The organism is Ralstonia flaminis, from assembly GCF_958415495.1.
Lineage (GTDB): Bacteria > Pseudomonadota > Gammaproteobacteria > Burkholderiales > Burkholderiaceae > Ralstonia > Ralstonia flaminis.
The window spans coordinates 486,862-513,098 of record NZ_CATZLL010000001.1 but is presented as its reverse complement, the minus strand read 5'-3'; the positions used below and the strand labels follow the sequence as shown (position 1 = coordinate 513,098).

General features: G+C 63.6%; 27 protein-coding genes. 7 read left to right on the top strand and 20 right to left on the bottom strand.

Going from position 1 to position 26,237, the window contains the following annotated elements; translation table 11 throughout:
• Positions 1-19: 19 nt before the first annotated feature.
• Entirely contained in the window at positions 20-1,102 is a 1,083-nt protein-coding gene (locus R2N11_RS02400; protein WP_316679992.1) for a M48 family metallopeptidase, read from the top strand.
• Positions 1,103-1,183: 81 nt separating this feature from the next.
• On the opposite strand, the gene R2N11_RS02395 is transcribed toward R2N11_RS02400, so the two are convergent.
• The 19 genes from R2N11_RS02395 to R2N11_RS02305 form a co-directional block, all read right to left on the bottom strand.
• On the bottom strand, positions 1,184-1,630 hold the full coding sequence (locus R2N11_RS02395) for a GtrA family protein (protein WP_199030394.1): 447 nt from the start codon (positions 1,628-1,630) through the stop codon (positions 1,184-1,186).
• Positions 1,631-1,674: 44 nt separating this feature from the next.
• Positions 1,675-2,742, bottom strand: a complete 1,068-nt coding sequence (locus tag R2N11_RS02390; protein ID WP_199030393.1) for a glycosyltransferase family 2 protein — start codon at positions 2,740-2,742, stop codon at positions 1,675-1,677.
• Between the two features lie 54 nt (positions 2,743-2,796).
• Entirely contained in the window at positions 2,797-4,143 is a 1,347-nt protein-coding gene (locus R2N11_RS02385) for a glycosyltransferase family 87 protein (protein ID WP_430715404.1), read from the bottom strand.
• 32 nt (positions 4,144-4,175) lie between these two features.
• Entirely contained in the window at positions 4,176-5,210 is a 1,035-nt protein-coding gene (locus R2N11_RS02380; protein ID WP_316679989.1) for a TadG family pilus assembly protein, read from the bottom strand.
• Positions 5,211-5,251: 41 nt separating this feature from the next.
• Complete coding sequence (locus tag R2N11_RS02375; protein ID WP_316679987.1) at positions 5,252-5,689, bottom strand: TadE/TadG family type IV pilus assembly protein; 438 nt, start codon at positions 5,687-5,689, stop codon at positions 5,252-5,254.
• A 53-nt stretch (positions 5,690-5,742) separates the two neighbouring features.
• Positions 5,743-6,687, bottom strand: coding sequence for a type II secretion system F family protein (locus R2N11_RS02370; RefSeq protein WP_316679985.1), 945 nt, complete (start codon positions 6,685-6,687; stop codon positions 5,743-5,745).
• Between the two features lie 50 nt (positions 6,688-6,737).
• Positions 6,738-7,715 (bottom strand): type II secretion system F family protein, encoded by a 978-nt coding sequence (locus R2N11_RS02365; RefSeq protein WP_316679984.1) that lies wholly within the window; start codon positions 7,713-7,715, stop codon positions 6,738-6,740.
• Between the two features lie 12 nt (positions 7,716-7,727).
• A complete protein-coding gene (locus R2N11_RS02360) occupies positions 7,728-9,092 on the bottom strand; it encodes a TadA family conjugal transfer-associated ATPase (protein ID WP_316679983.1) in 1,365 nt (454 codons plus the stop codon).
• Between the two features lie 24 nt (positions 9,093-9,116).
• Positions 9,117-10,310 (bottom strand): CpaE/TadZ family protein, encoded by a 1,194-nt coding sequence (locus R2N11_RS02355; RefSeq protein ID WP_316679982.1) that lies wholly within the window; start codon positions 10,308-10,310, stop codon positions 9,117-9,119.
• Between the two features lie 73 nt (positions 10,311-10,383).
• Entirely contained in the window at positions 10,384-10,701 is a 318-nt protein-coding gene (locus R2N11_RS02350; protein WP_199030387.1) for a hypothetical protein, read from the bottom strand.
• Positions 10,702-10,733: 32 nt separating this feature from the next.
• On the bottom strand, positions 10,734-12,635 hold the full coding sequence (locus tag R2N11_RS02345) for a type II and III secretion system protein family protein (protein WP_316679981.1): 1,902 nt from the start codon (positions 12,633-12,635) through the stop codon (positions 10,734-10,736).
• Between the two features lie 157 nt (positions 12,636-12,792).
• On the bottom strand, positions 12,793-13,650 hold the full coding sequence (gene cpaB / locus R2N11_RS02340) for a Flp pilus assembly protein CpaB (RefSeq protein WP_316679980.1): 858 nt from the start codon (positions 13,648-13,650) through the stop codon (positions 12,793-12,795).
• A gap of 370 nt (positions 13,651-14,020) precedes the next feature.
• On the bottom strand, positions 14,021-14,554 hold the full coding sequence (locus R2N11_RS02335) for an A24 family peptidase (RefSeq protein WP_199030406.1): 534 nt from the start codon (positions 14,552-14,554) through the stop codon (positions 14,021-14,023).
• A gap of 134 nt (positions 14,555-14,688) precedes the next feature.
• Positions 14,689-14,865 (bottom strand): Flp family type IVb pilin, encoded by a 177-nt coding sequence (locus R2N11_RS02330; protein ID WP_199030384.1) that lies wholly within the window; start codon positions 14,863-14,865, stop codon positions 14,689-14,691.
• A 548-nt stretch (positions 14,866-15,413) separates the two neighbouring features.
• A complete protein-coding gene (locus R2N11_RS02325; RefSeq protein ID WP_199030383.1) occupies positions 15,414-15,596 on the bottom strand; it encodes a Flp family type IVb pilin in 183 nt (60 codons plus the stop codon).
• Positions 15,597-16,263: 667 nt separating this feature from the next.
• Positions 16,264-16,788, bottom strand: a complete 525-nt coding sequence (locus tag R2N11_RS02320; RefSeq protein ID WP_199030382.1) for a TPM domain-containing protein — start codon at positions 16,786-16,788, stop codon at positions 16,264-16,266.
• A gap of 14 nt (positions 16,789-16,802) precedes the next feature.
• Complete coding sequence (locus R2N11_RS02315) at positions 16,803-17,678, bottom strand: TPM domain-containing protein (RefSeq protein ID WP_316679979.1); 876 nt, start codon at positions 17,676-17,678, stop codon at positions 16,803-16,805.
• A gap of 13 nt (positions 17,679-17,691) precedes the next feature.
• Positions 17,692-18,318, bottom strand: coding sequence for a LemA family protein (locus R2N11_RS02310; RefSeq protein ID WP_316679977.1), 627 nt, complete (start codon positions 18,316-18,318; stop codon positions 17,692-17,694).
• A 108-nt stretch (positions 18,319-18,426) separates the two neighbouring features.
• Positions 18,427-18,630 carry a hypothetical protein gene (locus R2N11_RS02305; RefSeq protein WP_316679976.1) on the bottom strand — a complete coding sequence of 68 codons (204 nt, stop codon included), beginning with the start codon at positions 18,628-18,630 and terminating at the stop codon, positions 18,427-18,429.
• Between the two features lie 93 nt (positions 18,631-18,723).
• On the opposite strand from R2N11_RS02305, the gene dapA reads away from it, so the two are divergent.
• Positions 18,724-19,632: a 4-hydroxy-tetrahydrodipicolinate synthase gene (gene dapA, locus R2N11_RS02300; RefSeq protein ID WP_316679974.1), complete on the top strand. Its 909-nt coding sequence runs from the start codon at positions 18,724-18,726 to the stop codon at positions 19,630-19,632.
• Positions 19,633-20,183: 551 nt separating this feature from the next.
• Here the strand turns inward: dapA and hemL are convergent.
• Entirely contained in the window at positions 20,184-21,485 is a 1,302-nt protein-coding gene (gene hemL / locus R2N11_RS02295) for a glutamate-1-semialdehyde 2,1-aminomutase (protein ID WP_316679973.1), read from the bottom strand.
• A 214-nt stretch (positions 21,486-21,699) separates the two neighbouring features.
• Here hemL and R2N11_RS02290 point away from each other — a divergent pair, with 214 nt between their 5' ends.
• The 5 genes from R2N11_RS02290 to R2N11_RS02270 all read left to right on the top strand — a co-directional run bounded on the left by R2N11_RS02290 (position 21,700) and on the right by R2N11_RS02270 (position 26,204).
• The gene (locus R2N11_RS02290; RefSeq protein ID WP_021196743.1) at positions 21,700-21,885 is read left to right on the top strand and encodes a rubredoxin; all 186 of its coding nucleotides are present in this window, start codon (positions 21,700-21,702) and stop codon (positions 21,883-21,885) included.
• A gap of 353 nt (positions 21,886-22,238) precedes the next feature.
• A complete protein-coding gene (locus R2N11_RS02285; protein WP_269848307.1) occupies positions 22,239-22,715 on the top strand; it encodes a response regulator in 477 nt (158 codons plus the stop codon).
• Positions 22,716-22,745: 30 nt separating this feature from the next.
• Positions 22,746-23,114, top strand: coding sequence for a response regulator (locus tag R2N11_RS02280; RefSeq protein ID WP_316679970.1), 369 nt, complete (start codon positions 22,746-22,748; stop codon positions 23,112-23,114).
• A gap of 45 nt (positions 23,115-23,159) precedes the next feature.
• Positions 23,160-23,705, top strand: a complete 546-nt coding sequence (locus R2N11_RS02275; RefSeq protein WP_316679969.1) for a chemotaxis protein CheW — start codon at positions 23,160-23,162, stop codon at positions 23,703-23,705.
• 270 nt (positions 23,706-23,975) lie between these two features.
• Positions 23,976-26,204, top strand: coding sequence for a methyl-accepting chemotaxis protein (locus tag R2N11_RS02270; protein WP_199030277.1), 2,229 nt, complete (start codon positions 23,976-23,978; stop codon positions 26,202-26,204).
• The last annotated feature ends 33 nt before the right edge of the window (positions 26,205-26,237 follow it).

The window sequence follows — 26,237 nt, the reverse complement described above, 5'->3', positions numbered from 1 at the left end:
GCGCCGGAAGGTCACGCCCATGATTCTCGCCACCTACTTCGACGGCCGAACCTCGCGCGCGCAACCCGTGCGTCTTGCCGTCGAGGCGGGCGAGGCGGCGCTGTTCGACACCGACGGTACGCTGTTGCGCCGTGCAGCACTGCCGACGCTGCGCGTGTCAGAGCGCGTCAAGCATGCGCCGCGCCTGATCACGTTTGAAGACGGCGCCTTCTGCGAGATTGCCGACCCGGCGGAGCAGGCGGCGCTCAACACGCTGCTGCAGCGCACCGGTCATCAAGAAGGTCTGGTGGTGCGTGCGCAGAACAGCTGGAAGCTGGCGCTGGGTGCGCTGATCGTGACGGTGCTGGTGCTGGTGATCGGCTATCGCTACGGCCTGCCATGGGGCGCCAAGGTGGTCGCAAGCATGGTGCCCCAGCGCGTGGAACTGCAGCTCGGGCGCGGTACGCTGCGCGCGCTGGACGAGCGCTGGCTCAAGCCCAGCAAACTGCCGGAGGCGCAGCAGGCGCGCATTCGCGCACGCTTTGCGGCCCTGCGCGCACCGCAGGCCACGCATACCTACAACATCGTCTTTCGGGATGCGGGCTCCTTGGGCGCCAACGCATTCGCGCTGCCCGGCGGCGACATCATCGTGACCGATGCGCTGGTCAAGCTGGTGGGCGAGGGTGATGGCCTCACGGGTGTGCTGGCGCACGAGGCAGGGCACGTCGAGTATCGCCACGGCCTGCGCCAGCTGATTCAGTCCTCTGCCATTGGAGCGACGGCAGCGCTGCTCTTTGGCGATGTGTCGACCATCTTGTCGGGCGTGCCGGCAGCGATGCTCACGCTGCGCTATTCACGTGACTACGAGCGCGATGCAGACCACTACGCTGCGCAACTGCTGCAGGACAACGGTCTGTCTGTCGGTGCGTTTGCAGATGTGCTGCAGGCGCTGGAGGACACGCACGGCGGCACGCGCAAGGCTGATGACGCGAAGAAGTCCGGCACCACCAGCGATGATGACGCCTCGGCGTTCTTCTCCTCCCACCCGCTCACGCGTGAGCGTATCGACACGCTGCGCCGCTTTGACCGCACGCACGGTGCTTCGGGCGCGGACACCGACTGATCTCTCTGCATCTGCATCGTTAGAAGCAGCGGCCATTCCTAACGGATAGCCGTTGTTGTTTGTGCGAGATCGATCGCGTGGCTATCGGAATGTCCAGAACCGATGCAGGACGAAGGTGATTGGCGGCACGACCGCCAGAATGCACAGCAGGCCCGCCCAGTAGCTGAGCCCCACCGTCTGCGCGAGCCATGAGATTGACAGTGTCAGCGCCAGCCCGAACAGCGAAACGCAGTAGAAGCGCAGGAAGTTTGCGCCGCCCGGCTTGGCTGAGAAGCTCCACAGCGCATTGAGCAGGTAGGAGCACACATTGGCGCAGACGAACGCCACGCCATTGGCCGTGACCTGTGTCGTGGAGAAGCCGTTGATGAGCGTGGTTGCAATGGCGACGTGCACGCCGGTAGCCGCCACGCCGGATACCCCGAAGCGCAGCACACGCACGATTGCCATGGGGTCTGGCAGTCGGCGTGCGATGGCGCGGGGGAGTCCGGCCGCGAATGTGTCTGCGCTGCTGGGTTGTGCTGGCCGCATGATGTCTCCTTGCTCGCCTGCATTGCGTGCCGCTTGGCGACGCGTTAGCGCCGGCCAGCGTGGGCGCGCTGACGATCGCTCTGCGCCATGCGCAGCTTCACGCTGGCCAGCGAGATCACATCGCGGTTGCCCAAGACACGCTCGCGTGGGCGGCGCACCTGGTAGCGGCGCTTGACGAGGTAGATCGGGCGCCCCTTGGCCTCGTCGTAGATGCGGCCGATGTACTCGCCCACCACGCCCAGGCCGATCAGCTGCAGGCCGCCGAAAAAGAGCAGCAGTGACAGCACCGACGCATAGCCAGGCACATCCACACCAAAGACCAACGTGCGCGCGATGATGTACGCGCCATAGAAGAAGGCCAGCGACGCGATCATCGCACCCAGGTAAGTCCAGCTGCGCAGCGGCAGCGTGCTGAAGCTGGTGATGCCTTCCAGTGCGAAGTTCCACAGGCGCCAGCCCGAGAACTTGGACTGCCCGGCGCTGCGCGGTTCGCGTTCGTACTGCACCACCACCGTGGTGTAGCCCACCCACGCAAACAGCCCCTTCATGAAGCGGTGCCGCTCGGGCAGTTGCTTGATCGCGTTGACGACCACGCGGTCCATCAGGCGGAAGTCCCCCACGTTTTCGGGCAGTTTCAGGTCGGAGAGCCGATTGTGGATGCGGTAGTAGGCTTTGGCCGTCACGCGCTTGAGCCATGGGTCGCATGCGCGGCTGCTGCGCTGGGCGAGCACGACTTCCGCGCCTCGGTGCCAGTGCGCAACCAGCGTGGGGATCAGCTCAGGCGGGTCTTGCAGGTCGGCATCGATGGGAATGACGGCATCGCCCATCGCTTCATCCAGCCCAGCAGTGAGCGCGGCTTCCTTGCCGAAGTTGCGCGTGAGATCGATCACGCGCACGCGCGCATCAACGTGCGAGACCGCGATGAGCCGGGCGAGTGTGTCGTCCGCGCTGCCGTCGTTGACGCACACGATCTCGAAATGCACATCCGCAATGGATTCGAGAATCGGCACCACGCGTGCGAAGAACGCGTCGATGGCCAGGCTCTCGTTATAGAACGGCACCACCAGCGAGAGCAGTGGTGTGTCGTGATGACCTTGATGATTCGGTTGCATGACTTCCCCCAATGTTGTTGCTAGAGCGCAGACCTATGGTTGGTCTGTCGTTGGTTAACCGGAGACATGCGCGGACACGTGCGCGCTGGCCTGCACCGGCATGCGACGCGCAAGGGGCACCTCGGGCGGCATGCTGGCGGCATGGGCTGCGTTGTGCTGGCGTACGCGCTGCACAATCAGTGCCATCACGGCAACGAAGAAAAACGGCCCGACCTGTGGCAGATGGAACAGCGGGTTGGTGAACTCAAACACTGGCAGCAGCCATGCCGCGACGAGCAGCGTGCGCTCGGTGCCCGACAGCCCGAACCGGATGCCGTGGCTCACGTAGCCCGCAATGGCAACGACAAGCCAGGTCAGCTCATAGGCGCGCACGTAGGGTGAAATGAGCAGCGTGCCCGTGGCCAGCACGGCGATACGCAAGCCGCTGTCGTTACTGCGGCGCCAGACATACGCTGTGGTGATCACTGCCAGCACGGCCATGGTCATCTGGGTGACATAGGCCAGCTTTACGCCAAAACCGGCGGCACGCGCCGCAGCCAGGAACGTCGGCATGACGTACCAGGCAGTGCCGCCATGTTCGACCAGATTGGTCTCGGCCCAATGCGCGTTGTGGAAGAAGGCCGGCACCGTGTCCCAGCCGCACACTGCAATGCTGACGGCGGTGAACACCACGGCGGTGACGGCCGCGCTGGCCAGCGTCTTCCAGGCGCGCGTGACGAGCAGCACGACGGGAAACAGCAGGGCCAACTGCGGCTTGATGGCAAGCAGGCCGATGGCAACACCCGCCAGCACCGGGCGCTTGTCGAGCCACGCGACAGCGGTTGCGGCCAGCCCGGCAGTGAGCATGGAATTCTGCCCCATCAACACCGTCACGAACACCGCCGGCGAGCCGACTATCGACATCCACGCATGCTGGCGTGAGTCGACCTGACGGCCCAGCAGCCCGAGGGTGGCCTTCACGTAGAACAGCCCGGTGGCCAGCATGAACAGCAGGTAGCTCGGCCACAGCGGCAGCAACGACAGCGGCAGCACCAGCAGCAGGAAGGTCGGTGGGTAGAGCCAGGGCAGGATGCGCTCGGTGCCGGCTTCCAGCGTGCCGTACTGGTTGATCACCGCCATGATCTTGTCGATGTCGTAGGCGTGCAGTGGGTGGCTGTGCAGCGCGATGTGCGAGGCGGCCCAGAACACGGAGAAGTCCGACGCCGGCCCGGTGATGCGTGTATCGGTGAAGCCGTGCGTCACCCACGCGCCCAGGGCGAAGATCAGCAGCGACAGGCACAGCATGATCTGGCTGCCCCTGCGTACCGTGTAGGCGTTGATCCAGTGACGGGCCGTCGATGATTGCACCACCGACTGCGAAGCGCCATGCGCCATCGCGTGTTCTTGGGAGGGTTGGTGCATGACGTTTCCCCGTTTGGATGCGTTTGCGTTGGCTAGTCCGCCAGGCGCGGCGGTACGTAGGCGCCGTAGTTGGTGCCGGTGCCGCCACCGCTGACTTTCACGTTGGTAGTGAAGTGCCCTTCGATGTACGAGTGCGAGCCGTTAATGAAGACTTTCGTGATGACGAAGCCGGCAAACGCATATACAGGCGAGGTCGCCCCGGGTGAGAGTGGGGACACCACGGGCATCGTCACGGTAAGAGGCGTCGCCGGAATCGCCATGTAGACACTGGTCTTTACGCCGGTGGAAATGTTGATGTTTTGGCCAATGCTGACGGCTGTTGGATTGCCGCTGGTGACCAAACCCTTCTCCGTGCTGGCATCTGTGGCGCCGGTAAAACCGGTCCACTCGCCGCTGGCGCAAGTTCCGCTACTCGGCCCGTAACTGCTGTTGATGTCCAGCACGTAAGGTTGGCCGGTGGAGGGATCGTTTAAGGGTTGGTTTGTGCTGTAGTTCCAGTACAGATCGAATAGGCACTTGTTCAACGCCACCGGAAACAGGGCCCCGGGGTTTGCAGTGCCCGGAGCGGCAATGACAGCCACCGCCGTGGCCTGGACGCCAGCGGTGCCAAAACCGAAGACCGATGCCAACCAACCGCTGATGGCTCCACCGTTGACAGCTGTGCCGCCCGTGCCGCTACGTGCGACCGTGACTTGCACGGCCGGCATGTCGTTGGTGCCAGGCGTAATGGTCTGTGCCTGCATACCGGCCGGGCTGCCGGTCAGGTTCCAGTAGCCTGCAGTGACTGTGCCGGTGGCAAGCGTTTTTCCGTCGGAGCCATTCAGTTTGACCGCATTGGTGCCCTTGGTGACAGCGTTGCTCCACTGTGGCGTGGGACTGACGGGGTTAAGCCCCGCTGCCCCTGCCAGTGCGGCCGCGTCTGCCGCGTTCTGCAGTTCATTGCGTACTACGTACAGGTGGGCGATATCGACGGCAATCACGCCAATCGACAGAAAGACAGTTAGTAGCATCGGGGCGATCATTCCAACCGCGCCGCGTTGCCGAAGGTTGAGGGCTCGCTTATGCATGACAGACCTCGCTGGATGGCAAGGAAGGGAGTCGAGCTGTGCTATTCGCACAGCATGGTGGTTTGTGCGTTCAGCGCCAGCGATCCGGTGAACGGGGCCAGCTTGCCCAGTACCAGGCCGGTGAACGTGTACGACACCGTGACTGTGAGTGGATTGCCCGTCGCTGTGCAGGCGGTGACCGAACCCACGGTGCAGTTGGCCGCCGCGCCAAACGTCACCAGCTTGTTCTGGCAGTAGTTGGTCGCCACGCTCTGGATCTTGGTGCTGGTCGGCACCGGGTTGCCGAAGACCACGCCCGCACGCGCGGCTTCGCGGCTGGCGTTGGTGATGACGGCCTTGTCATACCAAGCCGCACCAAACTCAACGATGCCGAACACGACCAGCAGCAGGATCGGGAAGACCAGGGCGAACTCGACACCGGCAGCACCTCGCATCTTGCGCGTGAGCTGTGCGGTACGGTGGGTGGCACGGGAGCGCATGGTGGTCTCCTAGGCTTGATGAGGCAACGTCCAAAGCAAGGTCAAAGGCAGCGCTACTGTTGGATGGCAACCGAGCGCAGTGCGCCGATCACCTGAATGGCAGCCGGGCCCAGCAGCACGACAAACAGTGAGGGGAAGATGCAGAAGATCAGCGGGAACAGGATCTTGGTGCCGATCTTGGCGGCGCGCTCTTCGGCCAGCATGTGCCGCTTGGTGCGCAGCATGTCCGAATGCACGCGCAGTGAATCCGCCACGCTGGTGCCGAAGCGGTCGGCCTGGATCAGCATAGCCACCAGCATGCTCACGTCTTCCACACCGGTGCGGGCGGCCAGGTTGCGTAGCGCTTTCTCGCGTGCCAGGCCGGCGCGCAACTCCAGCGTCAGCAGTTCGTATTCTTCGGCCAGGGCCGGGCGCGCGGTGCGCATTTCCTCCACCACGCGCAGCACTGCGGCATCCAGCCCCAGTCCGGCTTCCACGCACACCATGATGAGGTCGAGGCTGTCCGGAAACGCTTCAAAGATGTCGCGCTGGCGGCGGCGAATTTTCATCTTCAGCGCGATGTTCGGCAGATAGAAACCGAGTAGCGCCGCAGCAAACAGCACGGTCAAGTATTCGTTCTGGTGGTTGGCATCAAAGCGGCCCAGCAATGCCACGGAGAGCAGCAGCGGCATCCCCGCGGCCAACAGTGTCTTGATGCCAAAGTAGATGGTGGGCGCTTCCGGCGAGCGCCAGCCAGCGTGTACGAAGCGCGTGCGTAGGTTGGACTGCTCCCAGCCTTCTTTGGGCAGCGAGGCCTTGGCCAGCGGCTTGGCGATCTGGCCCACCTTGCGCAGCCAGTCGTACGGATTCTCTTGCGGTACCAACCCCGGGGCTTCGCGGTCGATCTGCCCAAGGCGGCGCTGCAGCGCGCTTGGCCGCAAGACCGAGAGCGCAATCAGCACGGCGCCAAAGACGATGATGAACGTTCCGCCGAGCAATACTGTCTGTGCGATCTGCATGTCCGTTCAGGGTTGCCCCTGCCTCCGATTCTTGTTGCCTGGCCGTTGCATCAGATATGGATGCGCACGATCTGGCGGATCCACAGCACGCCCACGCAGGTCATCACAATGGCGGACCACATCATGTGAATGCCGGTCGGGTCCTTCCACAGCACGGACATCAAATCCGGGTTCAGTTGATAGACCATGAACGCCATGCCCGGCGGCAGCGCCGTCAGAATCCATCCACCCAGCCGACCCTCTGCCGACAGCACGCGCACCTTGTCCAGCAGTTGCAGGCGCTTGCGGATGAGCGTGCCGACGTTGTCGAGGATCTCCGCCAGGTTGCCGCCCGATTCACGCTGGATCAGGATGGCGATCACCAGGTAGCGCAGGTCGTCCACCGGCACGCGGTCGATCAACCCGGCCAGTGCATCGTTCAAGGCCACGCCGTAGTTGATCTGGCCGAATACCGTCGCCAACTCGGTGCCGATCGGCTGAGGGAGCTCATTGCCGGCCATTTCCAGCGCGCTGGGCAGCGCGTGGCCTGCACGCAGTGCGCGGCTGATCAGGTCGGTGGCCTCGGGCAATTGCGCTTCAAGCTTCATCAGCCGGCGCGTGCGCCGATGCAGCACGTAGAACGGCGGCAGCGAGGCAGCAACCACGGCAAGGACGACCGAGGCGATCCAGGGCGGGTTGACCGGCGAGAGGCCGAGGACGACCACGACCGGCGCAATCAGCGTCACGGCCAGGAACCGCGCCACCGACCAGTCCAGCCCCGATTGCAGCAACAGCAGATCCACCCGGTTGATGCGTGGCAGCCTGCCGAGCAGGGCCGCCATTTCGGGCGAGTCCGCCAGCACGCGCTGTTTGAGGATGCTCTCGTCTTGGCTGTGTCGTGCGCTGCTGAGCAGGGCCATCTTCAAGCGTTGGCTGAAGCGCTTGGCAGTCTGGCTGTGGCGGCTATCCCACCACAGATAGGTCGCCGATATGCCCAGCACGATGGCCACAAAGATCGAGAGCGTGAAGCCGATCACCATGGTGTCCATGACGGTTCTCCTTCAGACCTCGTACTGCGCTGAGGGGTCGTATAGCGATTCCGGCAGGTGAATGCCGAAGGCCTGCAGGCGTTCAGAGAACTTCGGCCGGACACCGGTCGCGCAGAAGTGGCCCTTGATGCGGCCGTCAGAATCGATGCCCTTGCGGCGGAAGGTGAAAATCTCCTGCATGTTCACGACTTCGCCTTCCATGCCGGTGATCTCCTGCATGCTCACCAGCTTGCGATGGCCGTCCGTCAGGCGCGTGACCTGCACCACCACCGTCAGTGCGGAGGTGATCTGCTGGCGCATGGTTTTCGGCGGCAGTTGCAGGCCGGCCATGCTGACCATGTTCTCCAGCCGGGTGAGTGCGTCGCGCGGGGTGTTGGCGTGGATGGTGGCCAGCGACCCTTCATGCCCTGTGTTCATCGCATGCAGCATGTCGAGCGCTTCTGCACCGCGCACTTCGCCCAGGATGATCCGGTCGGGGCGCATGCGCAGAGCGTTTTTGACCAGCGAGCGCTGCGTGATCTCACCCCGGCCTTCGATGTTGGCAGGGCGGGTTTCCAGCCGGAGCACATGGTTCTGACGCAGTTGCAGTTCTGCCGCATCTTCAATGGTGACGATGCGCTCGTCGGCCGGGATGTAGCCCGAGAGAATGTTGAGCAGCGTCGTCTTGCCGCTGCCCGTGCCGCCTGAGATCAGGATGTTCAGCTTGGCCTTGACCATCGCATCGAGCAACTGCGCCATCTCCGGTGTGAGTGTGCGGAAGTTCACCAGATCCTGAATCGTGAGCGGGTTGACCGAAAAGCGCCGGATGGACAGCAGCGGCCCGTCAATGGCCGATGGCGGAATGATCGCGTTGATGCGCGAGCCGTCCGGCAGGCGGGCATCCACCATGGGGCTGGATTCGTCGATGCGCCTGCCCACGCGTGACACCATCTTCTCGATCACGCGCATCAGGTGGGCGTCGTCGTGAAAGGTGACGTTGGTCAGCTCCAGCTTGCCGCGGCGTTCCACATACACATGCTTATATGTGTTGACCAGAATGTCGGAGATGGTCGGATCGGCCAGCAGCGGCTCCAGTGGCCCGTAGCCGAGCATCTCGTCCTGCACGTCGGAGACCAGCCGGCGGCGCTCCACCTCGTTGAGCTGGTGCTTGCCTTCATCGATGATGTGTTCGACCAACTGCGCCAGTTCGCGCTTGATCTGTTCCGGTGTGAGCTGCTGCAGGCGGCTCAGCTCCACCCGGTCGATGATGATTTGGTGCACGTCTTGCGCCACCTGCTGGTAGGCAGCGCTGGTGTAACCGGACGAGCCGTTCGCTTGCGCGACGCGTTGTGGCAGCGCTTCGCCGGCTTGCTGAAAGAGTTGTTCTCGCAGTGACATGATGCGCTCCATGCTTGTATTGGGTTAGGCCCGCACGGGTGCCGGCACTTGATTGGCATGGCCGAACAGCTTGCGCAGCAGGCCATCGCGCTGCGGCTGCGTCGCCGGAAAGAGCTGGCGCGCCATGTCCACCAGTGCGCGGGTGATCGGGCTGTTCTCCGCCATTTGCAGCACCGGAATGCCTTGGGTGAGCGAGTCGCGCACGGGGCCCGGGTCGTAGGGCAGGGTGTGCGCCACCGCCATGCCGAAGGCGCTTTCCATGGTGTTCTGCGTGATCGGCATGCGCTTGTCGTATTGGTTGACCACCAGCCGCAGGCGCTCCGAGCGATAGCCGAGCGAGTGGCATATCTCCATCAGGCGGCGGCCGGCCCGCAGGTACGACAGCTGCAGCTGCAGCACCGGGTAGATCACGTTGCTGTGGTCCAGCACCACGATGGAGGCCGGGTTGATGTCCTGACCCACGTCAAAGACCACTACGTCGTACATCGATGCAGCCAGCGTCAGGATGTGTTCCAGGTGCGTCGCCTTGATCTCGCCGGCCTTGATCGGGTCGCCGGCGCCAGCCAGCACGTCAAAGTCGGCGCTGACGTGCGTGACGCACGTGTCGAGCAGTGCGGCGTCCAGCCGGTCGATCTGGTTACACACGTTGGCCAGTGTGGCGGGCGGCGTCTGGTCGGTCACCACGAAGGCGGCGTCGCCGTATTGCTGGCAGAGATCGACCAGCAGCACGTGCTTGCCGTGGCGAGCGCTCAGCACATGCGCAAAGTTGGCCGCCGTGAAGGTGGTGCCGCTGCCGCCCTTGCACGAGAGAAACGACAGCACCTGGCCATCATTGCGCGTGCTCGAGAGTGCATGGCTGGTGCAGCGCTGCAACTCTTCGCGAAACTCGTTTGCCTCGGGTGGCCATGGCAGCACGCACTGCACGCCGGCGCGCATGGCGCGCATCAGCAGGTCGGCTGAAGGGGCTTGCGTCAGCAGCATGCACAGCGTGTCGGGGCGGTCGGCTGTCAGGCGGCGCAGTTGTTGAATGTCATCGGCGCTAAAGGCGGCGGCTTCCAGGATCAGCAGGTCGGCGCCTTGCCCGAGCCCGGGCTGGCCGAGCACCTCAGCCGGGGCAGCGCACGTCCGTTGCACGGCGTGGTTGGAGGCTTGTGCGATCAGCCCTGCCAGGTACTGCAGGTGAGACTCATCGGCGGATACGACAGCGATCTTGGCCATGACCTTGCTCCTGTGAGCGTCTGGTGGCGCGCCGCGCGCGTGGCAAGTGCGATGCGGCGGCGCGCCGTTCCGGTTACCGACTTTGGGAGTCCAGGCTGCTGCCGCTGCCCACGCCCACCGCGAAGGCGCTCACGTCGGCCTGCGGTTTGGTGAACTGGGTGTTGTAGCGGTCCATGGCAGCCGTGGCCGCACGCCCATCCACACCCATCACCGGATCGGTGTTGGACCCCGCATCGGGGTTCAGCGTCTGCATGGCACGCAGGGTGCGTACGGCTTCACCAAAGTGCTGGTCGTAGACCGGGGTGGAAGTCATGCAGCCTGCCTGCGTGAGGGCGGTGAGGGCGATTGCGCCGCAGAGTCCCGCTCGCGTCAGCTTTGCAGTGATGTTCATGATCGTCTCCTTGCAGAATCAGTGCGTTCGGGTCAGTCATGGAAGGGCTGTTCGCCCATCGACACAAAGCGGCGCGTGTCGGGTGCTGGTGCGGCTGCCGTGGGTGCTGCTGGTGCGTCGTTGTTGGCAGGTGCGGCCGGCGCTGTGACGGCTGCGGGGGCCTGTGCTTCTTTTGCGGCAGGTGCGGCGGGTGTTGCTGGTGCAGCAGGTGCGGCTGCGGTGGGGGCTGGCGTTTGAACGGGTACAGGGGTGGCCGCGGCGTCCATTACTTGCGGGGCCTTGGGTGCCGGCAGGGCTGAAGTGGGCGCGGCGGTGGCGGCCGGTGCCTTGGCGGGCGCTGCCGGGTGGCCTTCCATGTTGCCGTTCATCAGGATCTCGCCGGTGTTGGTCGAGCCAAAGCTGTCGGTCGGCAGCGGATAGTTGGCCGGCAACGGCTTGACCAGGTGCGGCGTGACAACGAACACCAGCTCGGTCTGGTCGCGCTGGAAGCTGGTGCTGCGTGCCAGGGCGCCGATCACCGGCAGCTCGCCCACACCCGGGATCGCATTCAGGCTGCCCGTGATGTTGTTCTTGATCAGCCCGCCGATAGCGAAGCTCTGGCCGTCATGTACCTGCAGCGTGGTCGACGCGCGTCGCGTGGTGATGAGCGGCAGGATCGACGTGTTGTTGCTGTTGGGTGCCGTTACGGCCACGCCCGTTGGCGAGAGCTCCGACACTTCCGGCGAGACCTTCAGGTTGATGCGGCCGTTCTCCATCACGGTGGGCGTGAAACGCAGGCCCACGCCGAAGGTTTCTTCCTGCAGGATCACCGTGGCGACGCCGCCCACCGGAGAACCCTGTGCCACCGGTATGAACACCTTGCCGCCTGCGAGGAAGCTGGCTTCCTGGCCGCTGATGGCCATCAGACTTGGTTCGGCCAGCACCTTGACCAGGCCATCGCCCTTTTGCGCGTCGAGCGAGAACTTGAGCGGCAGGTGGTTGTTCTTGCTGAAGTTGACGATGTCGTTCGACCCCGACAGGAAGTTGGCGAGCGCACCCACCGTCCAGCTGCCGAACGCACCGTTGACGTTGAGCGCCGAGCCCATCTGGTCGATCAGGGTCTTGGAGACTTCCGCCACCTTCACTTCCAGCATGACCTGCTGCGGCGCTTCTACCGCCATCATGTTGATGATGCGCGGGCTGCGCAGCGGTCCGCCGTTCTGGCCGCCGGCATTCATCTGGCCGGCGGTCTGCTGTCCGGCGGCGCCCTGGTCGTCACGCACGGGGCTGCGGGCCTGGCGCGTGACAAACGCGTTGGCGATGTCCACGATCTTTTGCGCCTGCACGGAGTCGCTGACTGTGCCACCCAGTACGATGCTGTCGGCAGCGGCAGAGACCTCGACATTCTTGGCACCCGGTACCAGGCGACGGAGCGCGGCTTGCAGACCGGCCGGGTCTGCCCCAACCGACACATCAATCACCGTGCATGAACCGCTGCGGCCTTGCACGATCATGTTGGTGGAGCCGACATCCAGCCCCAGCACATAGAGCGTTTGCGGTGACACCAGCATGGCCTGCACGATGCGCGGGTTGCCCACCGTGCGATTGCGCACCGGTTCAGGCAACTGCACCATCGTCGACTTGCCGATCGGCACCGTCACCTCGCTGTGTTCACGCATGGCCCCGGTGCAGTTGGGGCCCCTGGCGGCCGACTCGCGGTTGGCTTCTGCCGTGGCCGGGCTGCCGATGGTGACCTGGATCGGACCACTGGCCGACATGTGCATCGGCTTGGTGGGCGCGGCTGCGTTGTTGTTCAGGATGGCGGACTCGACGCCCACTTGCGCGTGCGCCGTGCCTACCCAGATCTCCCCCAGCATGGCCACTGCCACGGCAGTCGCCTTCATGTACGTTCCCATGCAGCGTGCCTCGCCGCGATGCTTGATGAGTCGGTTCATGTTGATCCCCCAGATTGGTTGTTCTGCGTGACAAGGTCCGTTGTCAGATGCTTGTGACCGTGCCGGGGCTCTCTTCCTGGAGCCTTTGGTCTGTTCTTCCTTTTCTTGCGTTTGTTTTGTTCGTCCCGTGTGTTGCGTTGGTGCGCAGCTTGGCCGCTCAGAAGCACTCGCTGCCGTGGTCCACACCGGCGAGCACGCCGACGCAGTTGCCCGGTGCGCGCGGTGCTGCTGCCACGCGATGCACCACCTGCACCGTACGGACCACCGGCACAGCCACTGCTGCCGTGATCGCCGGTTCCTTGAGCAGCGTGCTCTTGGTGGCGCCGTTGGTATCAGCGGGTTGCGGGTCGATCTGGTTGCGCAGCACCAGAGAAAGCGTGCCCACGCTGCGTGCGAGGTCGAGCTTCTCGGCTTGCTCAGGCGTGACTTCCAGCGTGACGGCGTTGACGACCTTGGGTTTGGTGTCGTCGCGGTTCACTTCTTGCGCGACGGCCAGTACCAGGATCTTCTCCAGCACGATCTTCGAGATGGATTGGTCCGAGCGATCAGTCCCAGTTGTCTTGCCGTCCTTGGGGTCTTGAATGGTGTTGACGATGATGTCGACGTAGCTGCCCGGCAGTGCAAAGCCGGCCACGCCCACCACATCGTTCACCCGCACGGTGATGGCGCGCTTGCCGTCGGCAATCACTGCCGACAGGCCGCCCGCGGTGCCTTGCGGTGTCAGCTTGGATTCGAGCACCGGCTCGCCGCGCGTCAGGCTGGTGCGGACCACGCGGCCGCTGAGCGCTTGCACGTCAGTGACAGCGCCCGGCGGCAGGCTGGACGTTGGCCAATCCACCACCTTGACGAAGTCCGGCGACAGGCGCTGGCCCAGATCGATATCGGCTGCGGCCACCGCCACCTTGGTGATGCCGTTGCTGCTTTGCTGCGTGAGCCAGCGCGAGGCGAAGATCACCGCCGCCAAGCCGGCGATCGTGGCGATCAGCAGCATGGAAAGGATGCGAAGGTTTTTCATTTCCCAACCCCACTCAGTTGTTCATCAATCCCACCGCCACCGGGTGCAAAGGCACGTAGCGGGTATGCAGGGCCGGCCAAGGCGCCGGTCGGCCAGGAGACGAGATGGGGAGGGCGGTGGATGCCAGTCCGGACGCGGACCACATGCGTGGCGATGCGGCGCCGCGCAGACCCTGGCTTGCCCGATGGTGCGACTGCATTGGCGCATTTCACTTCTCCCCCGTTTGACCAACTCGGGCCCCTGCTTGCGGGCTCTTGACTGCATTGCGTATCTGGCGCGTGCCTGATGGTGTTCATCCCTTCAGACCTGAAGCGGCGACACCGTGTGCTGTCTTGCAGCGCTTCGGCACGCGCCAGTGTTCCCCCTCGGCTTACAACACTCCCCACTTCACCAGCAGCGTTCCGGCGGCAAACGCCACCGCGTACGGCAACTGGATCGTTCCACTGCGCTTGCCGCCCGTTTCCGGTGAAGGCACCGCCTTGCCACCAAACGGCAGCGACAGCAGCAGCGTTGAAACCCCTGCAAACGAGCGTTGCGCGTCACGGCGCAGCAACACCATGGCGAGCGCGAGTACACCGCCCGCCAGAAAACTCACGAAGGCAACGTGAAAGGCGCCGAACGGCCCCATGAAGGCGCCGATCGCGCCCATCAGCTTCACGTCGCCGGCACCCATGCCACCCAGCAGGTAGATGCCGATACACAGTCCCATGCCCACGGCGGCACCACCCAGCCAGGCGAGTGCGCCCGCGGTGAGACCTTGCGTGAGACATTGCGCGAGGAGCGCTGCCACCAGGCCCGAAGCCACCAGCCAGTTCGGGATGCGGCGCGAGCGCACGTCGCTCGCTGCGGCAATCACGATGAGCACGATCAGGCTGAGGTTTGCCAAGGCACTCAGGCTTGTCATGGTGGTCATCTCAGGTTCCTCACGGGTGTTTGTTCTGGCTGTGCCACGCGGCATCGGGAGTGCCGCGGGCCAGCGTATGTCTGACCGGATCAGGTCCGGTGCTGCCGGACCCGATCTGGGCGGACTCGCACTGCTCAGCCGGCGGCCGTCGACAGCTGGGTAGCGATCGAATTCCAGATGGCGCCGACCGCGGTCTTGACGGTGGTCCCGTAGGTGACCATCACCAGTGCCACAAAGGCCAGCAGCAGTGCGTATTCCACGCCGGCCGCACCGTCTTCTTCGCGCACGAAACGCTTGATCATGGCTTTCATGTCAATCTCCTCACGTCATGGTTCAAGGATTGCGCTCCGCTGAAGTTCGGGCGCTGCGTTCTGGCCAGACAAGCCGGCCAAGGCCAAACCAGGGGTTCCGGGAATCGCGTGCGCACAACCGGTGCCATACCGATACAAGACCGGCATGTTCCAGAGCACGAACTGACAAGAGGCTCCCCCGACTTCACCAGTTCTCAGGGATTGCACCGGCATGGCTGCCGGTGCGCTCTCGCCCGAACATCGCCGCATAGCAGCGTCTGCCCATTGGGCGCCGTGGGCCGGTCCATGCTTCCTCCAGGAACCGGCTCACGCCTGAAAGTGCAACAACTTCTGTTCATCGCAGGCGCTCCCGGCCACTTGGCTGGTCCCCGCGATCGGCTGGCATCTCTGTGCCAGCGCGTCTACAACTTCCCCGTACCGTTTTCTGTTCTGTTTGCTGCGCCGCTCATGTGTGGCAAGCGCTGTTTGCTACCGGGTCCGTAGCGCGACTGCGTCTGCTGCCCGGACTTTGAATCTCAACCACCCGAACCACCTCCCGACGAGCCCCATCAACCGAACCCGCCAGGTGCCATCAACACTGATGCCGCGTTGCTCCAAAAATCACCCACGCTGCCTTCGACGCTTGCCATGACACCCACCAGCACAATGGCCACCATGACCAGCAGCAGCGCGTATTCCACGCTGGAGGCACCGGCTGGTCGGTGTTTGCTGTGTTTGTTGATGGTTTTCATGGCCCACCCCCTCAGGTGATTCGCCTGTTTCGTCCTGTCTTTCCAGAACAGTGCTTGGCTATGTCGGCGCGAGCATAAGAGCGACGACCGTGCCATTGCTGCTAAGTCCTTGATTTTCCTGGGCTGGGCAGGAATCCCCGCATCCAGCCCAGGCAGTTGGCCTGCGCATGTATCCCGCGCGTTACGGACACTTTGTGCCGCACACGACCTAGCAAACGATCACGCACACGCGGTTTGCGCAAAATCCAAACGTAAAAGTGACGTGCACGTGTTGTGCATCGCAAAAAGACAGGGGTAACCCCGAAGCCGTGCCAGCGGCGGCCGTTCGTGCATTACTGAAACAAGGGGGACCTTGCCGAGACAAGATGCAACGCGCCGCAATCACCTAGCGCGGTGTGAGCGCGACGCGACTTGCGGCACGTCTTGCAGGAAGAGAGGAGCGCTTGATCGGAGAGGTGGCCTACAGCGGAACCACTGCCTGATCCCGACACCCGATGCCTCGGCCTCGGTATCGTCGTACGGAAGGATTAGGCAGGCGACCGACAGCGTGGGCGCGGGCAGGGGCGTCAAAACCGTTTCAGTTTTGAAACACGACCCCCAAAGTGCGAGGAAAACGCGAGAAAAGCGACATCCGAATGGACATCGCTGCTACCGCAAATGAGAACCGCTACAGCACCAGCGGACGGTCGCTCAGCTCATTGGCACGTGGGGTGCCATCAGCGGGGGCGTGGGCGGCGAGGATGTCGTTGATCTGCGCCAGCGCTTCCAGCACCGGCGCCATCGTCACGCGCTGAGCAAAGCCGCGCGTAATGGTCTCGCAGGCCGTGCGCCAGGCATGTGCATCGACCTTGGCGGCGATACCGTGGTCGGCCAGGATTTCAACTGCGTGGTCGGCCAGGTTGATGTAGAGCAGCACGCCCACGTGCTCGCGCGTGTTCCACACCTCCAGCAGGCCGAACAGCGTGCGTGCGCGGTGGCGTGGCGTGACGCCTGCCCACGCATCGCGCACCGGCAGCGAGCTTTCGATGACGACGCGCACTTCGCCGCGATGGCGTTGTTCGCCTTCACGCACAGCGGCTTCCAGCTTTTGCAGATCGGCCGGAGGAAAGGCGCGCTTGGCGTGCGACGAGGTGGTCAGCAGGTGGGTGAGGGCACGGCGTGCGCCGCGATGGTGTCGGGTTTGAGATGCCATGGTCGTGATTGCGCTCACCAGTTGCCGGAGGCGCCGCCGCCGCCGAAATCGCCACCGCCGCCTCCACCGAAGCCGCCGCCGGAATCGCCGCCACCGAAACCACCGCCGCCGCGTCCCCAGCCGCCGCCCAAGCCGCCACCGATGCCACCACCAAGCCCGCCGATGGTGCCCGGGCCCCAGCCACGGTTGCCCATCACCACGCGCGTGCCGGGCCGGCCGCCGGGCAGGCTGCCTGTGACGCGCCCGCCCGAACGCATGGCCGCGCTCAGCACAAAGAACACGATGATTGCCAGCGGAAACAGCACCGGTAGCCAATCGCCGATGCCGCCGTCGGCCTGCTGACGCTTTGCGCGCTCGGCCGGCGGCAGGGTCTCTTGCGCAACGATGGTCTGGATAGCGGAAATGCCTGCCGACAGCCCGCCGTAAAAATCGCCCTGGCGGAAGTGCGGTGCCATCACATCCTGCAGGACGCGCTTCGATTGCGCGTCGGTCAGCACCCCCTCCAGCCCGCGTCCCACCTCAATGCGCATCTTGCGCAGTGATACCGGGTTGTCCTTGGCGATGAGGATGATGGCGCCATCATCCACGCCCTTGCGGCCAGCCTTCCAGGCATCCGCCACGCGAATGCCGTAAGCCTCGATGGGTTCAGGCGCCGTAGAAGGCACCATCAGCACGAAAATCTGGCTGCCGCGCTGTTGCTCGTAGTCGGCCAGCACCTGTTCGAGCGCGCTGCGCTGTTGGGCAGACAGCGTGCCTGTCAGGTCGGTCACGCGCGCAGCCAGCGGCGGCACGGCCACCTCGTCACTCTGCGCGCGCGCAGGCAGTGCGGTAGTCAGCCAGAGGGCCGCTGTCAGCAGGAGGGCGAAGAAAGCACGCGCGCGCATCGACATGATCGTCAGCTCGTCAGAACTTCACCGCCGGGGCGGTGGAGATGCCTTTCTCGTTCTCGACCGTGAAGTTCGGCTTGACCTGATAGCCCATCACCTTGGCCGTCAGGTTGGTCGGGAAGCTACGGGCCAGCACGTTGTAGTCCTGCACCGACTTGATGTAGCGCTGGCGCGCCACGGTGATGCGGTTCTCGGTGCCTTCCAACTGCGATTGCAGATCGCGGAACGACTGATCGGCCTTAAGCTGCGGATAGTTTTCCGACACCGCCATCAAGCGCGACAACGCGCTGGAAAGCTGCCCCTGCAATTCCTGGAATTTCTGGAACGCCGCCGGATCGTTGAGCACCTCGGGCGTGATCTGGAAGCTGGTGGCAGCGGCGCGTGCCTTGGTCACGGCTTCGAGCGTGTCCTTCTCGTGCGTGGCGTAGCCCTTGACCGTATTGACCAGGTTCGGGATCAGATCAGCACGGCGCTGGTATTGGTTGACGACCTCGGCCCAGGCGGCCTTGGTAGCTTCGTCCTTGGACTGGAAATCGTTGTAGCCGCAGGCGGACAGGAACGGCGCGGCCAGCACGGCCAGCGACAGCGCCAACCAGCGCAACACCGAAAAACGCGTCGAACGAACAGACAGGGCAGCGGTCATGAGTACCTCGTGATCAGACAGTCAGACAAACAATGTGGCATGAGACCGACATCGTCTCATGGCGTTCCAGCGAACTCTAGCCTATGCGCTTGACGCCTCGGTCACACATCAGTACGGTATGGGGACTTTTTTGACAATTTCCATGCGCGCGATTTCCTTTGCTTCGTCGATTTGCATCGCACCGGCCTTCAGCCAGTCGGTCGCGTCGACGCGTGCGCACGCAAAAAAAGCCTCCAAACAGCCGCTCGTCTGACCGGAGCGCTGTTCCGTCAGATGGGCGACGGAACAGCGGCTGACCGATACGCTAGACACGGTTGACCTCTTACCCGCATCTCGCGGGCCCTGCATTCCCGATGCTCTCCTGATGGTTCTTGATCGGTCGTTGATTCGTCCAGGAGTGTTGTCGTGCTTGAAAACCCATCCACCCATCTTTCCCCCAGCGCGCGTCCGTCGTATGCAGGCATCTGGGTGCCCATCGTCACGCCGTTTGCCAATGATGTGACGCGCTCGGTCGACTACGGTGCGCTGTATACATTAGTGGCGCGATATCGCGCGCGGGGTGTTGCTGGTTTTGTGGCCTGCGGCAGTACGGGTGAGGCTGCCGCGCTCTCCGATCAAGAGCAGGCCGACGTGCTCGATACGGTACGCGCCGCGGCCGATGGGCTGCCTGTCGTGATGGGCGTCTCGGGCAGCGCCCTGGCGCCCGTGCGTGAGCGCGTGCTCAGGCTCGCCGAGCACCAGCCTGCCGCGTTTCTGATCCCAGCACCTTCCTACATCCGCCCGTCGCAGGACGGGATCATCGAGTACTTCACTGCCCTGGCCGACGCCTCGCCCGTGCCAGTACTGCTATACGACATTCCGTATCGCACGGGTGCGAGCATCGACGCCGAAACGCTGCTCGCGCTTGCCGCGCATCCCAACATTCACGGCATCAAGGATTGCGGTGGAGACGCGGACAAGACTCAACGCGTGATCGCCGATGGGCGGTTGCAGGTGCTGGCAGGGGAAGATGCGCAGGTGTTCGGCACGCTGTGCGCGGGCGGCGTCGGGGCCATCATCGCGGCCGCGCACGTCCGCACGGAGCTGTTTGTGGAGATGGTGCGGGCGGTGCAGGAGCAGCGGCTGAATGACGCGCGGCGGCTGCATCATGCGCTGGCGCCGGTGATTCGGTTGTTGTTTGCTGCGACCAATCCTGGGCCGTTGAAGGCTTGGCTGGCTGCCGAGGGGCAGGTGAAGAATGTGCTGCGGGCACCTATGGTGGCGGCTTCTGCGGCGCTGGGGCGGGAGTTGGTAGAGGCGGTTGGGCGGGTTTGAGTTTTTTTGCTGGTGGTCCATCCCCGGTATCGTCCCCTGCCGGGGCCGACTCACTTTTCTTTGTCTTGCCAAAGAAAAGTAAGCAAAAGAAAGGCGCGCCCGAGATGGCGACCCCCTCCTTGAATTTTCATAACCGGGCGGAGACGGGAAAAACTCGCTGCGCTCAAACAGTTTCCCGTCTTTTTTCCGCCGGCTTACAAAAATCCAAGGCGCGATCAAGGGCCTAACGTCAAAAGACAAAGGCCAACCCCTCGCGAGGTTGGCCTTTGTCGTTTCGGCTGGCGCCCAGATGGTTTGTCTTTTTGCCTTTGACTTTCCCTGCCCTATGCGGCGCCTTGAATTTCTGTTGCAAGGAGGAAAAAGAGAGGAGGCTGTTTGAGCGTAGCGAGTTTGCCTCCTCTCCCTCCTTGCGACATAAATTCAAGGAATCTTTCGCCGCATCGGGCGCGCCTTTCTTTGCTTACTTTCTTTGGCAAGACAAAGAAAGTGAGTCAGCCCCGGCAGGGGATGAAACAGGGGTGAACCACCAAGGCCCAACCATCAACAAACAATCAAACAGCCTTAAACGCCTTCCGAGCCGCAGCAAACGTCGCATCCAGAATCGCATCATCGTGCGTGGCAGACACAAATCCAGCCTCAAACGCGGAAGGCGCCAGATACACGCCCTCAGCCAACATGGCATGGAAGAACGCATTGAAGCGCCCAACATCGCTCTTGGTCACTTCAGCAAAGCTGGTTGGCACGCCTTCACGGAAGTAGATCCCGAACATACCGCCGACGCTGTCAGCGGCAAATGGCACACCAGCTTCGCGGGCAATCTCGGACAGCCCATCCACCAGCTTGCGCGTCTGCGCAGCCAGCCGATCATGGAAGCCATCAGCCGCAATCAGGCGCAGCGTGGTGAGCCCGGCTGCCACCGCCAGCGGGTTACCCGAGAGCGTCCCCGCTTGATACACGCTGCCCAGCGGCGCGAGGAAGCCCATGATGTCGCGGCGGCCGCCAAAGGCTGCGGCCGGCATGCCGCCACCGATGACTTTGCCCAGGCACGTCAGGTCCGGCGTGATGCCGTACAGCGACTGCGCACAACCCAGCGCCACGCGGAAGCCCGTCATCACCTCGTCGAAGATCAGCACAGCGCCGTGCTCGGTACACAGCGAGCGCATGGCCTGGTGGAACTCGGCGCTGCCTCGCACCAGGTTCATGTTGCCGGCCACCGGCTCGACGATCACGGCGGCGATGTCTTTGCCATGGCGCACAAAGGCCTCGCGCAGCGCGTCGACGTCGTTGTAGGGCAGCACCATCGTGTGCTTGACCACGTCTTCGGGCACACCGGCGGAGGAGGGCGCGTTTTGCGTCGTATCGGCAAACGTCAGCAGGCCCGAGCCAGCTTTGACCAGCAGGCTATCGGCGTGGCCGTGATAGCAGCCCTCGAACTTGACGATCAGGTCACGCCCCGTAAAGCCGCGCGCCAAACGCAGCGCGCTCATCGTGGCCTCGGTGCCCGACGACACCAGCCGCACCTGCTCGATCGACGGCACGAGCTTGCAGATTTCCTCGGCCATGACGACTTCGGCCTCGGTCGGGGCGCCAAACGAGAAGCTGTCGGCTGCCACCTCCTGCACGGCACGTACGACGTCCGGATGTGCGTGGCCAACGATCATCGGGCCCCACGAGCCCACGTAGTCGATATAGCGGGTGCCATCGGCATCCCACAGGTAAGGGCCGGCTGCCTTGGCAATGAAGCGCGGCGTGCCGCCCACCGAACGGAAGGCGCGTACCGGCGAGTTCACACCGCCGGGGATGGTCTTCTGGGCACGTTCAAACAGGGCAGCGCTGCGGGAGGAGGTCGACATGGATGCAGTTGAAGGAGAGAGGTGCCGCACAGAACAACGCTGCGGCACGGTTTAAAGGCGGTTTTGCGGCGATTATGCGGTGGTTTGACGCAGATCCATGTTGGATGCAGTCAAACACGTTGCTTGTCCGGCGCCTGTTCTGGCGCGCACGGGCGTGATTCGGTACCATCTGGCCTGCCATTTTAATAGACGGAACCCACCGAAGCTTTACCCTATGAGCGATACCAATACCGAACTCAAGACGTGGATGTGCCTGATTTGCGGCTGGATCTACGACGAAGAACAAGGCGCGCCGGATGACGGCATCGCGCCCGGCACGAAGTGGGAAGACGTGCCCATCAACTGGACGTGCCCCGAGTGCGGCGCGCGCAAGGAAGACTTCGAAATGGTGCAGATCTGAGCCGGATCTGACCTGTCTCTGGTCGGCAAGTGAGCGGTTGCCCTCTTGCCGACAGCCAAATATCAGGAAGTGACGGTTCGATGAACAGGCTCGTCGCTTCCATGCCACAGGCGCTCGGCTAAGGGCCGGCGCCATTGATGGCATCATTGACGGCAGATGGGTGACTTGTCACACTTCGTCAAATTCTGAGCTTCACACTTCATAAGCGGGCCGGGGGGCGTAGTTTTGAAGTCGTCGCCAGCGTGGGCCCTTGCAGCACTTTTGGGGCACGCCGCGCGTCGATTTGCCGCGATCCATCCGGTCAGAATGTCGTGGCGACCCGTGGTCGCCGTAGTCGCGTAGGCGAGAACAAGATGCAATCCGCGCGGGTGGAACAACTGACCGAATCCCAACCGCTGGCGAGTTCCCCGCTGGCGAATTCCCCTTCACCCCTTTCGGGCTGCAAAGTGCTGGTCATCGATGACTCCAGCACCATCCGCCGTACCGCGCAGATTTACCTGACCCAGGCCGGTTGCCAGGTCGTACTGGCCGAGGACGGTTTTGACGCCTTGGCCAAAGTTGGCGATCTGAAGCCCGATCTCGTGTTCTGCGACATCCTGATGCCGAATGTGGACGGCTATCAGACCTGCGCGCTCATCAAGAAAAGCCCGAAGTTTCATGCCACGCCTGTGATCATGCTGTCTTCGCGCGACGGTATCTTTGACCGCGCGCGCGGCCGGTCGGTCGGGGCGGTGGACCATCTCGCCAAGCCTTTCTCCAAGGAAGCGCTGCTGGAGGCGGTCCAGACCCATCTGCCGGCGGCGAGCGAGTCTCGTGGCGCTGCGCAATGACGGCACCTCTCTAATCGAAGGACTGTTTGTATGGCAATCAAGAAAGTGTTGGTGGTCGATGATTCCCCGACCGAAGCGCTGCACCTGTCGGAGATCCTCGGCAAGGGCGGTTTCAAGGTGACGGTTGCGGCCGATAGCGAGCAGGCCATGACCAAGCTCGAATCCGAAGCCTTCGACCTGATCCTGATGGACGTGGTGATGCCCGGCCAGAACGGCTACCAGGCCACCCGAGCGATCAAGAAGGACGAGCGTTTCCAAGACATTCCCGTGATCATGTGCACTACCAAGGGGCTGGAGACCGACCGCGTGTGGGGCATGCGCCAGGGCGCGTCGGACTACATCGTCAAGCCGGTCAAGGCTGAAGAGTTGCTGGATAAGATCGCCAAGCTGCCGCAATAAGCTAGGCCAGCCGCCGACCCGGAACACCACGGACAAGAGCCAGACGTGAACGAACCGCGCACCAACCTGACCTCCCGCCAGCGCCTGCATGAATACCAGACGATGCTGGCACGGCGCCTGCAAGAGGCGCGCGCCAAGTCGTCGACAGAAAGCTTCCTGGGCGTGCAGATCGGCGACCAGCACTGGCTGCTGTCGCTGTCGGATACGGGCGAGGTGCTGGACTACCAGCCGCCCGCACGCGTGCCGCTCACGCAGCCGTGGTATCTGGGCCTCGTGAATGCGCGGGGCAACTTGCTGGGTGTGATCGATTTCAGCCTGTTCTGCGGCGAAACGCCGACGGCGGGCAGTGCCGGCGCCAAGATCGTGGTGCTGTCCAAAGACCCGCAGCGCGCGTGCGCGATCGTCGTGCCGCGTGTGGCGGGGCTGCGCAGCCTGAGTGATCTGCAGCCGGTCGAGGCCGCACAGGACGAGAGCCGCCTATGGCAAGGCCGCGCCTGGCGCGATGCGCAGGGCACGCTCTGGCGCGAAATGGATGTACGCCGCTTGCTGGCCGAACCGGCTTTCCTGCAGGTGGGCCGCACCCGCGCTTAAGGCGTGCGGCAACCGTAGTGCAAGACCCGGCCGCAGGATTGGCTGGGCAACGAACAAGAAAAGATTGGGCTCATCCGCAACGGGAGCGGATGGGCACAAGGGGCAAGATGCGGTGCGTGGTGCGGCAACAGGACGCGCCATTTTGTGCCGATATGCACTGCAGAAGGTGCGGACCACGCCGGGCAAGACAAGGCGAGGCCGCGGACGGGAAATCCATGTTGCTGATCTCGGGAAAACGGGGCGGCCGCATCGACAAAACAAGAGGGTCCTATGGGGTTCAAGTGGTTCAACGCAGGTCGCCGTGCCGGTCAGGCAGGGGCGCCGGAGGTTGCAGCGGAGGGCGCATCAGCCGCCTCCATGCAGTTGGATAACCCCCACGTGGATGACGACAATCCCGCTGGCTCGCCCACGCAGTTGGGCCGCACGCCAATGGATGCCGTGGTCGGCTGGATGGAGCGCGTGCCGTTTGCCGCGCAGCAGCGGGTGTTCACGATCGGCCTGGTGGTCGGCCTGCTGGCCCTGCTGACGTCGGTGTACCTGGATAACCGCCAGGCCAACAACGGCTCGGTGCAGATTGAAATTGCGGGTGACACGCTGATGCACTCGCAACGTCTGGCCAAGGCGGTTCCGGTGGCGTTGCTTGGTAACGTCAACGCATTTACGCAGCTCAAGGAGAGCCGTGCTCGCCTGCAGGAAAACCTTGAAGCCCTGAAGAACGGTAACGCCGATCGCGGCGTGCGTGCCACGACCGGCAGCGACTCAGAAGCGCTGCTCGACAAGGCGATCGACGAATGGAAGCGCAGCGACAAGAGCGCGCAGGCCGTGCTGTCGCAAGAGAAGACCCTGGTGGCGGTGGGTAAGACGCTGAACGTGTTCAACGCGTCCAACCCCGAGCTGCTGGAAGAAGCCGAGCAGATCTCGTCGATGAAGCTGCAGACCAACGCGCCGGCCCGTGAAGTGGCCGCTTCGTCGCAGCTCGTGATGTTGACGCAGCGTCTGGGTAAGAACATGAACGAGTTCCTGGCCGGTGAAGGCGTGAACCCGGAAACGGCGTTCCTGCTCGGCAAGGACACCAACACCTTCCGCGAAACCCTGAACGGCCTGCTCAACGGCTCGGAAGCGCTGCGCCTGTCGCCTGCGACCGACCCCGAGACCAAGGGCTACCTGCAAGAGCTGTCGACCCGTTTCGACAACGTGCAGAAGACCACGCAGATCATTCTGGAAAACCTGCCGGGCCTGATCGCCGCCAAGCGCGCCCAGCAGCAGATCTTTAACGACAACGAAAAGCTGCGCGCCGAACTGTCGGATCTGCAATCTGCGTATTCGAGCAGCGTGCGTAACCGCCCGCTCACCCTGGGTGCGGTGGTGCTGTCGGCCATCCTGACCGTGGTCTGCTTGGCCGGCCTGGCTGCCCTGTACCTGCGCGATTCGCGTGTGCGTACGATGGAAGCAGAAGCGCGTCAGCGTGAAGCCGAAGAACGCCGGATGGTGGAAAAGCGCAACAACGATTCCACCCAGGCCGCCATTCTGCGTCTGATGAACGAGCTGCAGGACATCGCAGACGGTGACTTGACCAAGCAGGCCACCGTGTCCGAAGACATTACCGGCGCCATTGCCGACTCGGTGAACTACACCGTGGAAGAACTGCGCGAGCTGGTCGGCCGGGTGCAGAAGACGGCGGAGCAGGTGACGCAGGCATCGTCGGCAGTGCAGACCACGTCGGACAGCCTGGTGACCGCATCGGAAGAACAGTCCCGCCAGATCCGCCAGACCGGCCAGTCGGTGGTGGAAATGGCAGACCGCATTACGCAGGTCTCGCGCGGCGCTGCTGAATCGGCCAACGTTGCACGCGCCTCGCTGGCTGCTGCCGAGCAAGGTCAGCAGGCTGTGCAGAACGCCATCACGGGCATGAACGACATCCGTGACCAGATTCAGGAAACCTCGAAGCGGATCAAGCGCCTGGGCGAATCGTCGCAGGAGATTGGTGAAATCGTGGAGCTGATCTCGGACATTACCGAGCAGACCAACGTGCTGGCACTGAACGCAGCCATTCAGGCGGCGTCCGCTGGTGAAGCCGGTCGCGGTTTCTCGGTGGTGGCAGAGGAAGTGCAGCGCCTGGCAGAACGTTCTGCCGAGGCAGCCAAGCAGATCGGTGCGCTGATCCGCACGATTCAGACCGATACGCAAGACGCGGTGCACGCCATGGAGCGCAGCACGGCGGGGGTGGTGGAAGGGGCGAAGCTGTCCGATAACGCCGGTGCCGCACTGGTGGAGATCGGCCGCGTGTCACGCCAGCTTGCCGAACTGATTGAAAGCATTTCGCAGACGACCTCGCACGAAGCGACGCTGGCGTCTGACGTGGCGCAGAACATCGAACAGATTCTGCACATCACGGAACAGACGTCGACGGGTACGCGCCAGACCGCGCAGTCGGTGCGCCAGCTCACGCAGCTTGCTGAAGAGCTGCGTGACTCGGTGGCACGGTTCCGTATCGCTTAAGTTTCGTCACTGCTTGACGTCACGGCGTTAAGG

Excerpts from the sequence above, each read along its gene's own strand:
- R2N11_RS02360 (WP_316679983.1), bottom strand. The coding sequence starts at position 9,092 with ATGTCACTGCGAGAACAACTCTTTCAGCAAGCCGGCGAAGCGCTGCCA.
- R2N11_RS02285 (WP_269848307.1), top strand. The coding sequence starts at position 22,239 with ATGCAATCCGCGCGGGTGGAACAACTGACCGAATCCCAACCGCTGGCG.
- R2N11_RS02350 (WP_199030387.1), bottom strand. The coding sequence starts at position 10,701 with ATGAACATCACTGCAAAGCTGACGCGAGCGGGACTCTGCGGCGCAATC.
- R2N11_RS02395 (WP_199030394.1), bottom strand. The coding sequence starts at position 1,630 with ATGCGGCCAGCACAACCCAGCAGCGCAGACACATTCGCGGCCGGACTC.
- R2N11_RS02390 (WP_199030393.1), bottom strand. The coding sequence starts at position 2,742 with ATGCAACCGAATCATCAAGGTCATCACGACACACCACTGCTCTCGCTG.
- R2N11_RS02320 (WP_199030382.1), bottom strand. The coding sequence starts at position 16,788 with ATGGCATCTCAAACCCGACACCATCGCGGCGCACGCCGTGCCCTCACC.
- R2N11_RS02290 (WP_021196743.1), top strand. The coding sequence starts at position 21,700 with ATGAGCGATACCAATACCGAACTCAAGACGTGGATGTGCCTGATTTGC.
- R2N11_RS02310 (WP_316679977.1), bottom strand. The coding sequence starts at position 18,318 with ATGACCGCTGCCCTGTCTGTTCGTTCGACGCGTTTTTCGGTGTTGCGC.
- R2N11_RS02345 (WP_316679981.1), bottom strand. The coding sequence starts at position 12,635 with ATGAACCGACTCATCAAGCATCGCGGCGAGGCACGCTGCATGGGAACG.
- R2N11_RS02330 (WP_199030384.1), bottom strand. The coding sequence starts at position 14,865 with ATGAAAGCCATGATCAAGCGTTTCGTGCGCGAAGAAGACGGTGCGGCC.
- R2N11_RS02315 (WP_316679979.1), bottom strand. The coding sequence starts at position 17,678 with ATGTCGATGCGCGCGCGTGCTTTCTTCGCCCTCCTGCTGACAGCGGCC.
- R2N11_RS02385 (WP_430715404.1), bottom strand. The coding sequence starts at position 4,143 with ATGCACCAACCCTCCCAAGAACACGCGATGGCGCATGGCGCTTCGCAG.
- R2N11_RS02375 (WP_316679987.1), bottom strand. The coding sequence starts at position 5,689 with ATGCGCTCCCGTGCCACCCACCGTACCGCACAGCTCACGCGCAAGATG.
- R2N11_RS02400 (WP_316679992.1), top strand. The coding sequence starts at position 20 with ATGATTCTCGCCACCTACTTCGACGGCCGAACCTCGCGCGCGCAACCC.
- cpaB (WP_316679980.1), bottom strand. The coding sequence starts at position 13,650 with ATGAAAAACCTTCGCATCCTTTCCATGCTGCTGATCGCCACGATCGCC.
- R2N11_RS02355 (WP_316679982.1), bottom strand. The coding sequence starts at position 10,310 with ATGGCCAAGATCGCTGTCGTATCCGCCGATGAGTCTCACCTGCAGTAC.
- hemL (WP_316679973.1), bottom strand. The coding sequence starts at position 21,485 with ATGTCGACCTCCTCCCGCAGCGCTGCCCTGTTTGAACGTGCCCAGAAG.
- R2N11_RS02365 (WP_316679984.1), bottom strand. The coding sequence starts at position 7,715 with ATGGACACCATGGTGATCGGCTTCACGCTCTCGATCTTTGTGGCCATC.
- R2N11_RS02270 (WP_199030277.1), top strand. The coding sequence starts at position 23,976 with ATGGGGTTCAAGTGGTTCAACGCAGGTCGCCGTGCCGGTCAGGCAGGG.
- R2N11_RS02280 (WP_316679970.1), top strand. The coding sequence starts at position 22,746 with ATGGCAATCAAGAAAGTGTTGGTGGTCGATGATTCCCCGACCGAAGCG.
- R2N11_RS02380 (WP_316679989.1), bottom strand. The coding sequence starts at position 5,210 with ATGCATAAGCGAGCCCTCAACCTTCGGCAACGCGGCGCGGTTGGAATG.
- R2N11_RS02325 (WP_199030383.1), bottom strand. The coding sequence starts at position 15,596 with ATGAAAACCATCAACAAACACAGCAAACACCGACCAGCCGGTGCCTCC.
- R2N11_RS02370 (WP_316679985.1), bottom strand. The coding sequence starts at position 6,687 with ATGCAGATCGCACAGACAGTATTGCTCGGCGGAACGTTCATCATCGTC.
- R2N11_RS02335 (WP_199030406.1), bottom strand. The coding sequence starts at position 14,554 with ATGACAAGCCTGAGTGCCTTGGCAAACCTCAGCCTGATCGTGCTCATC.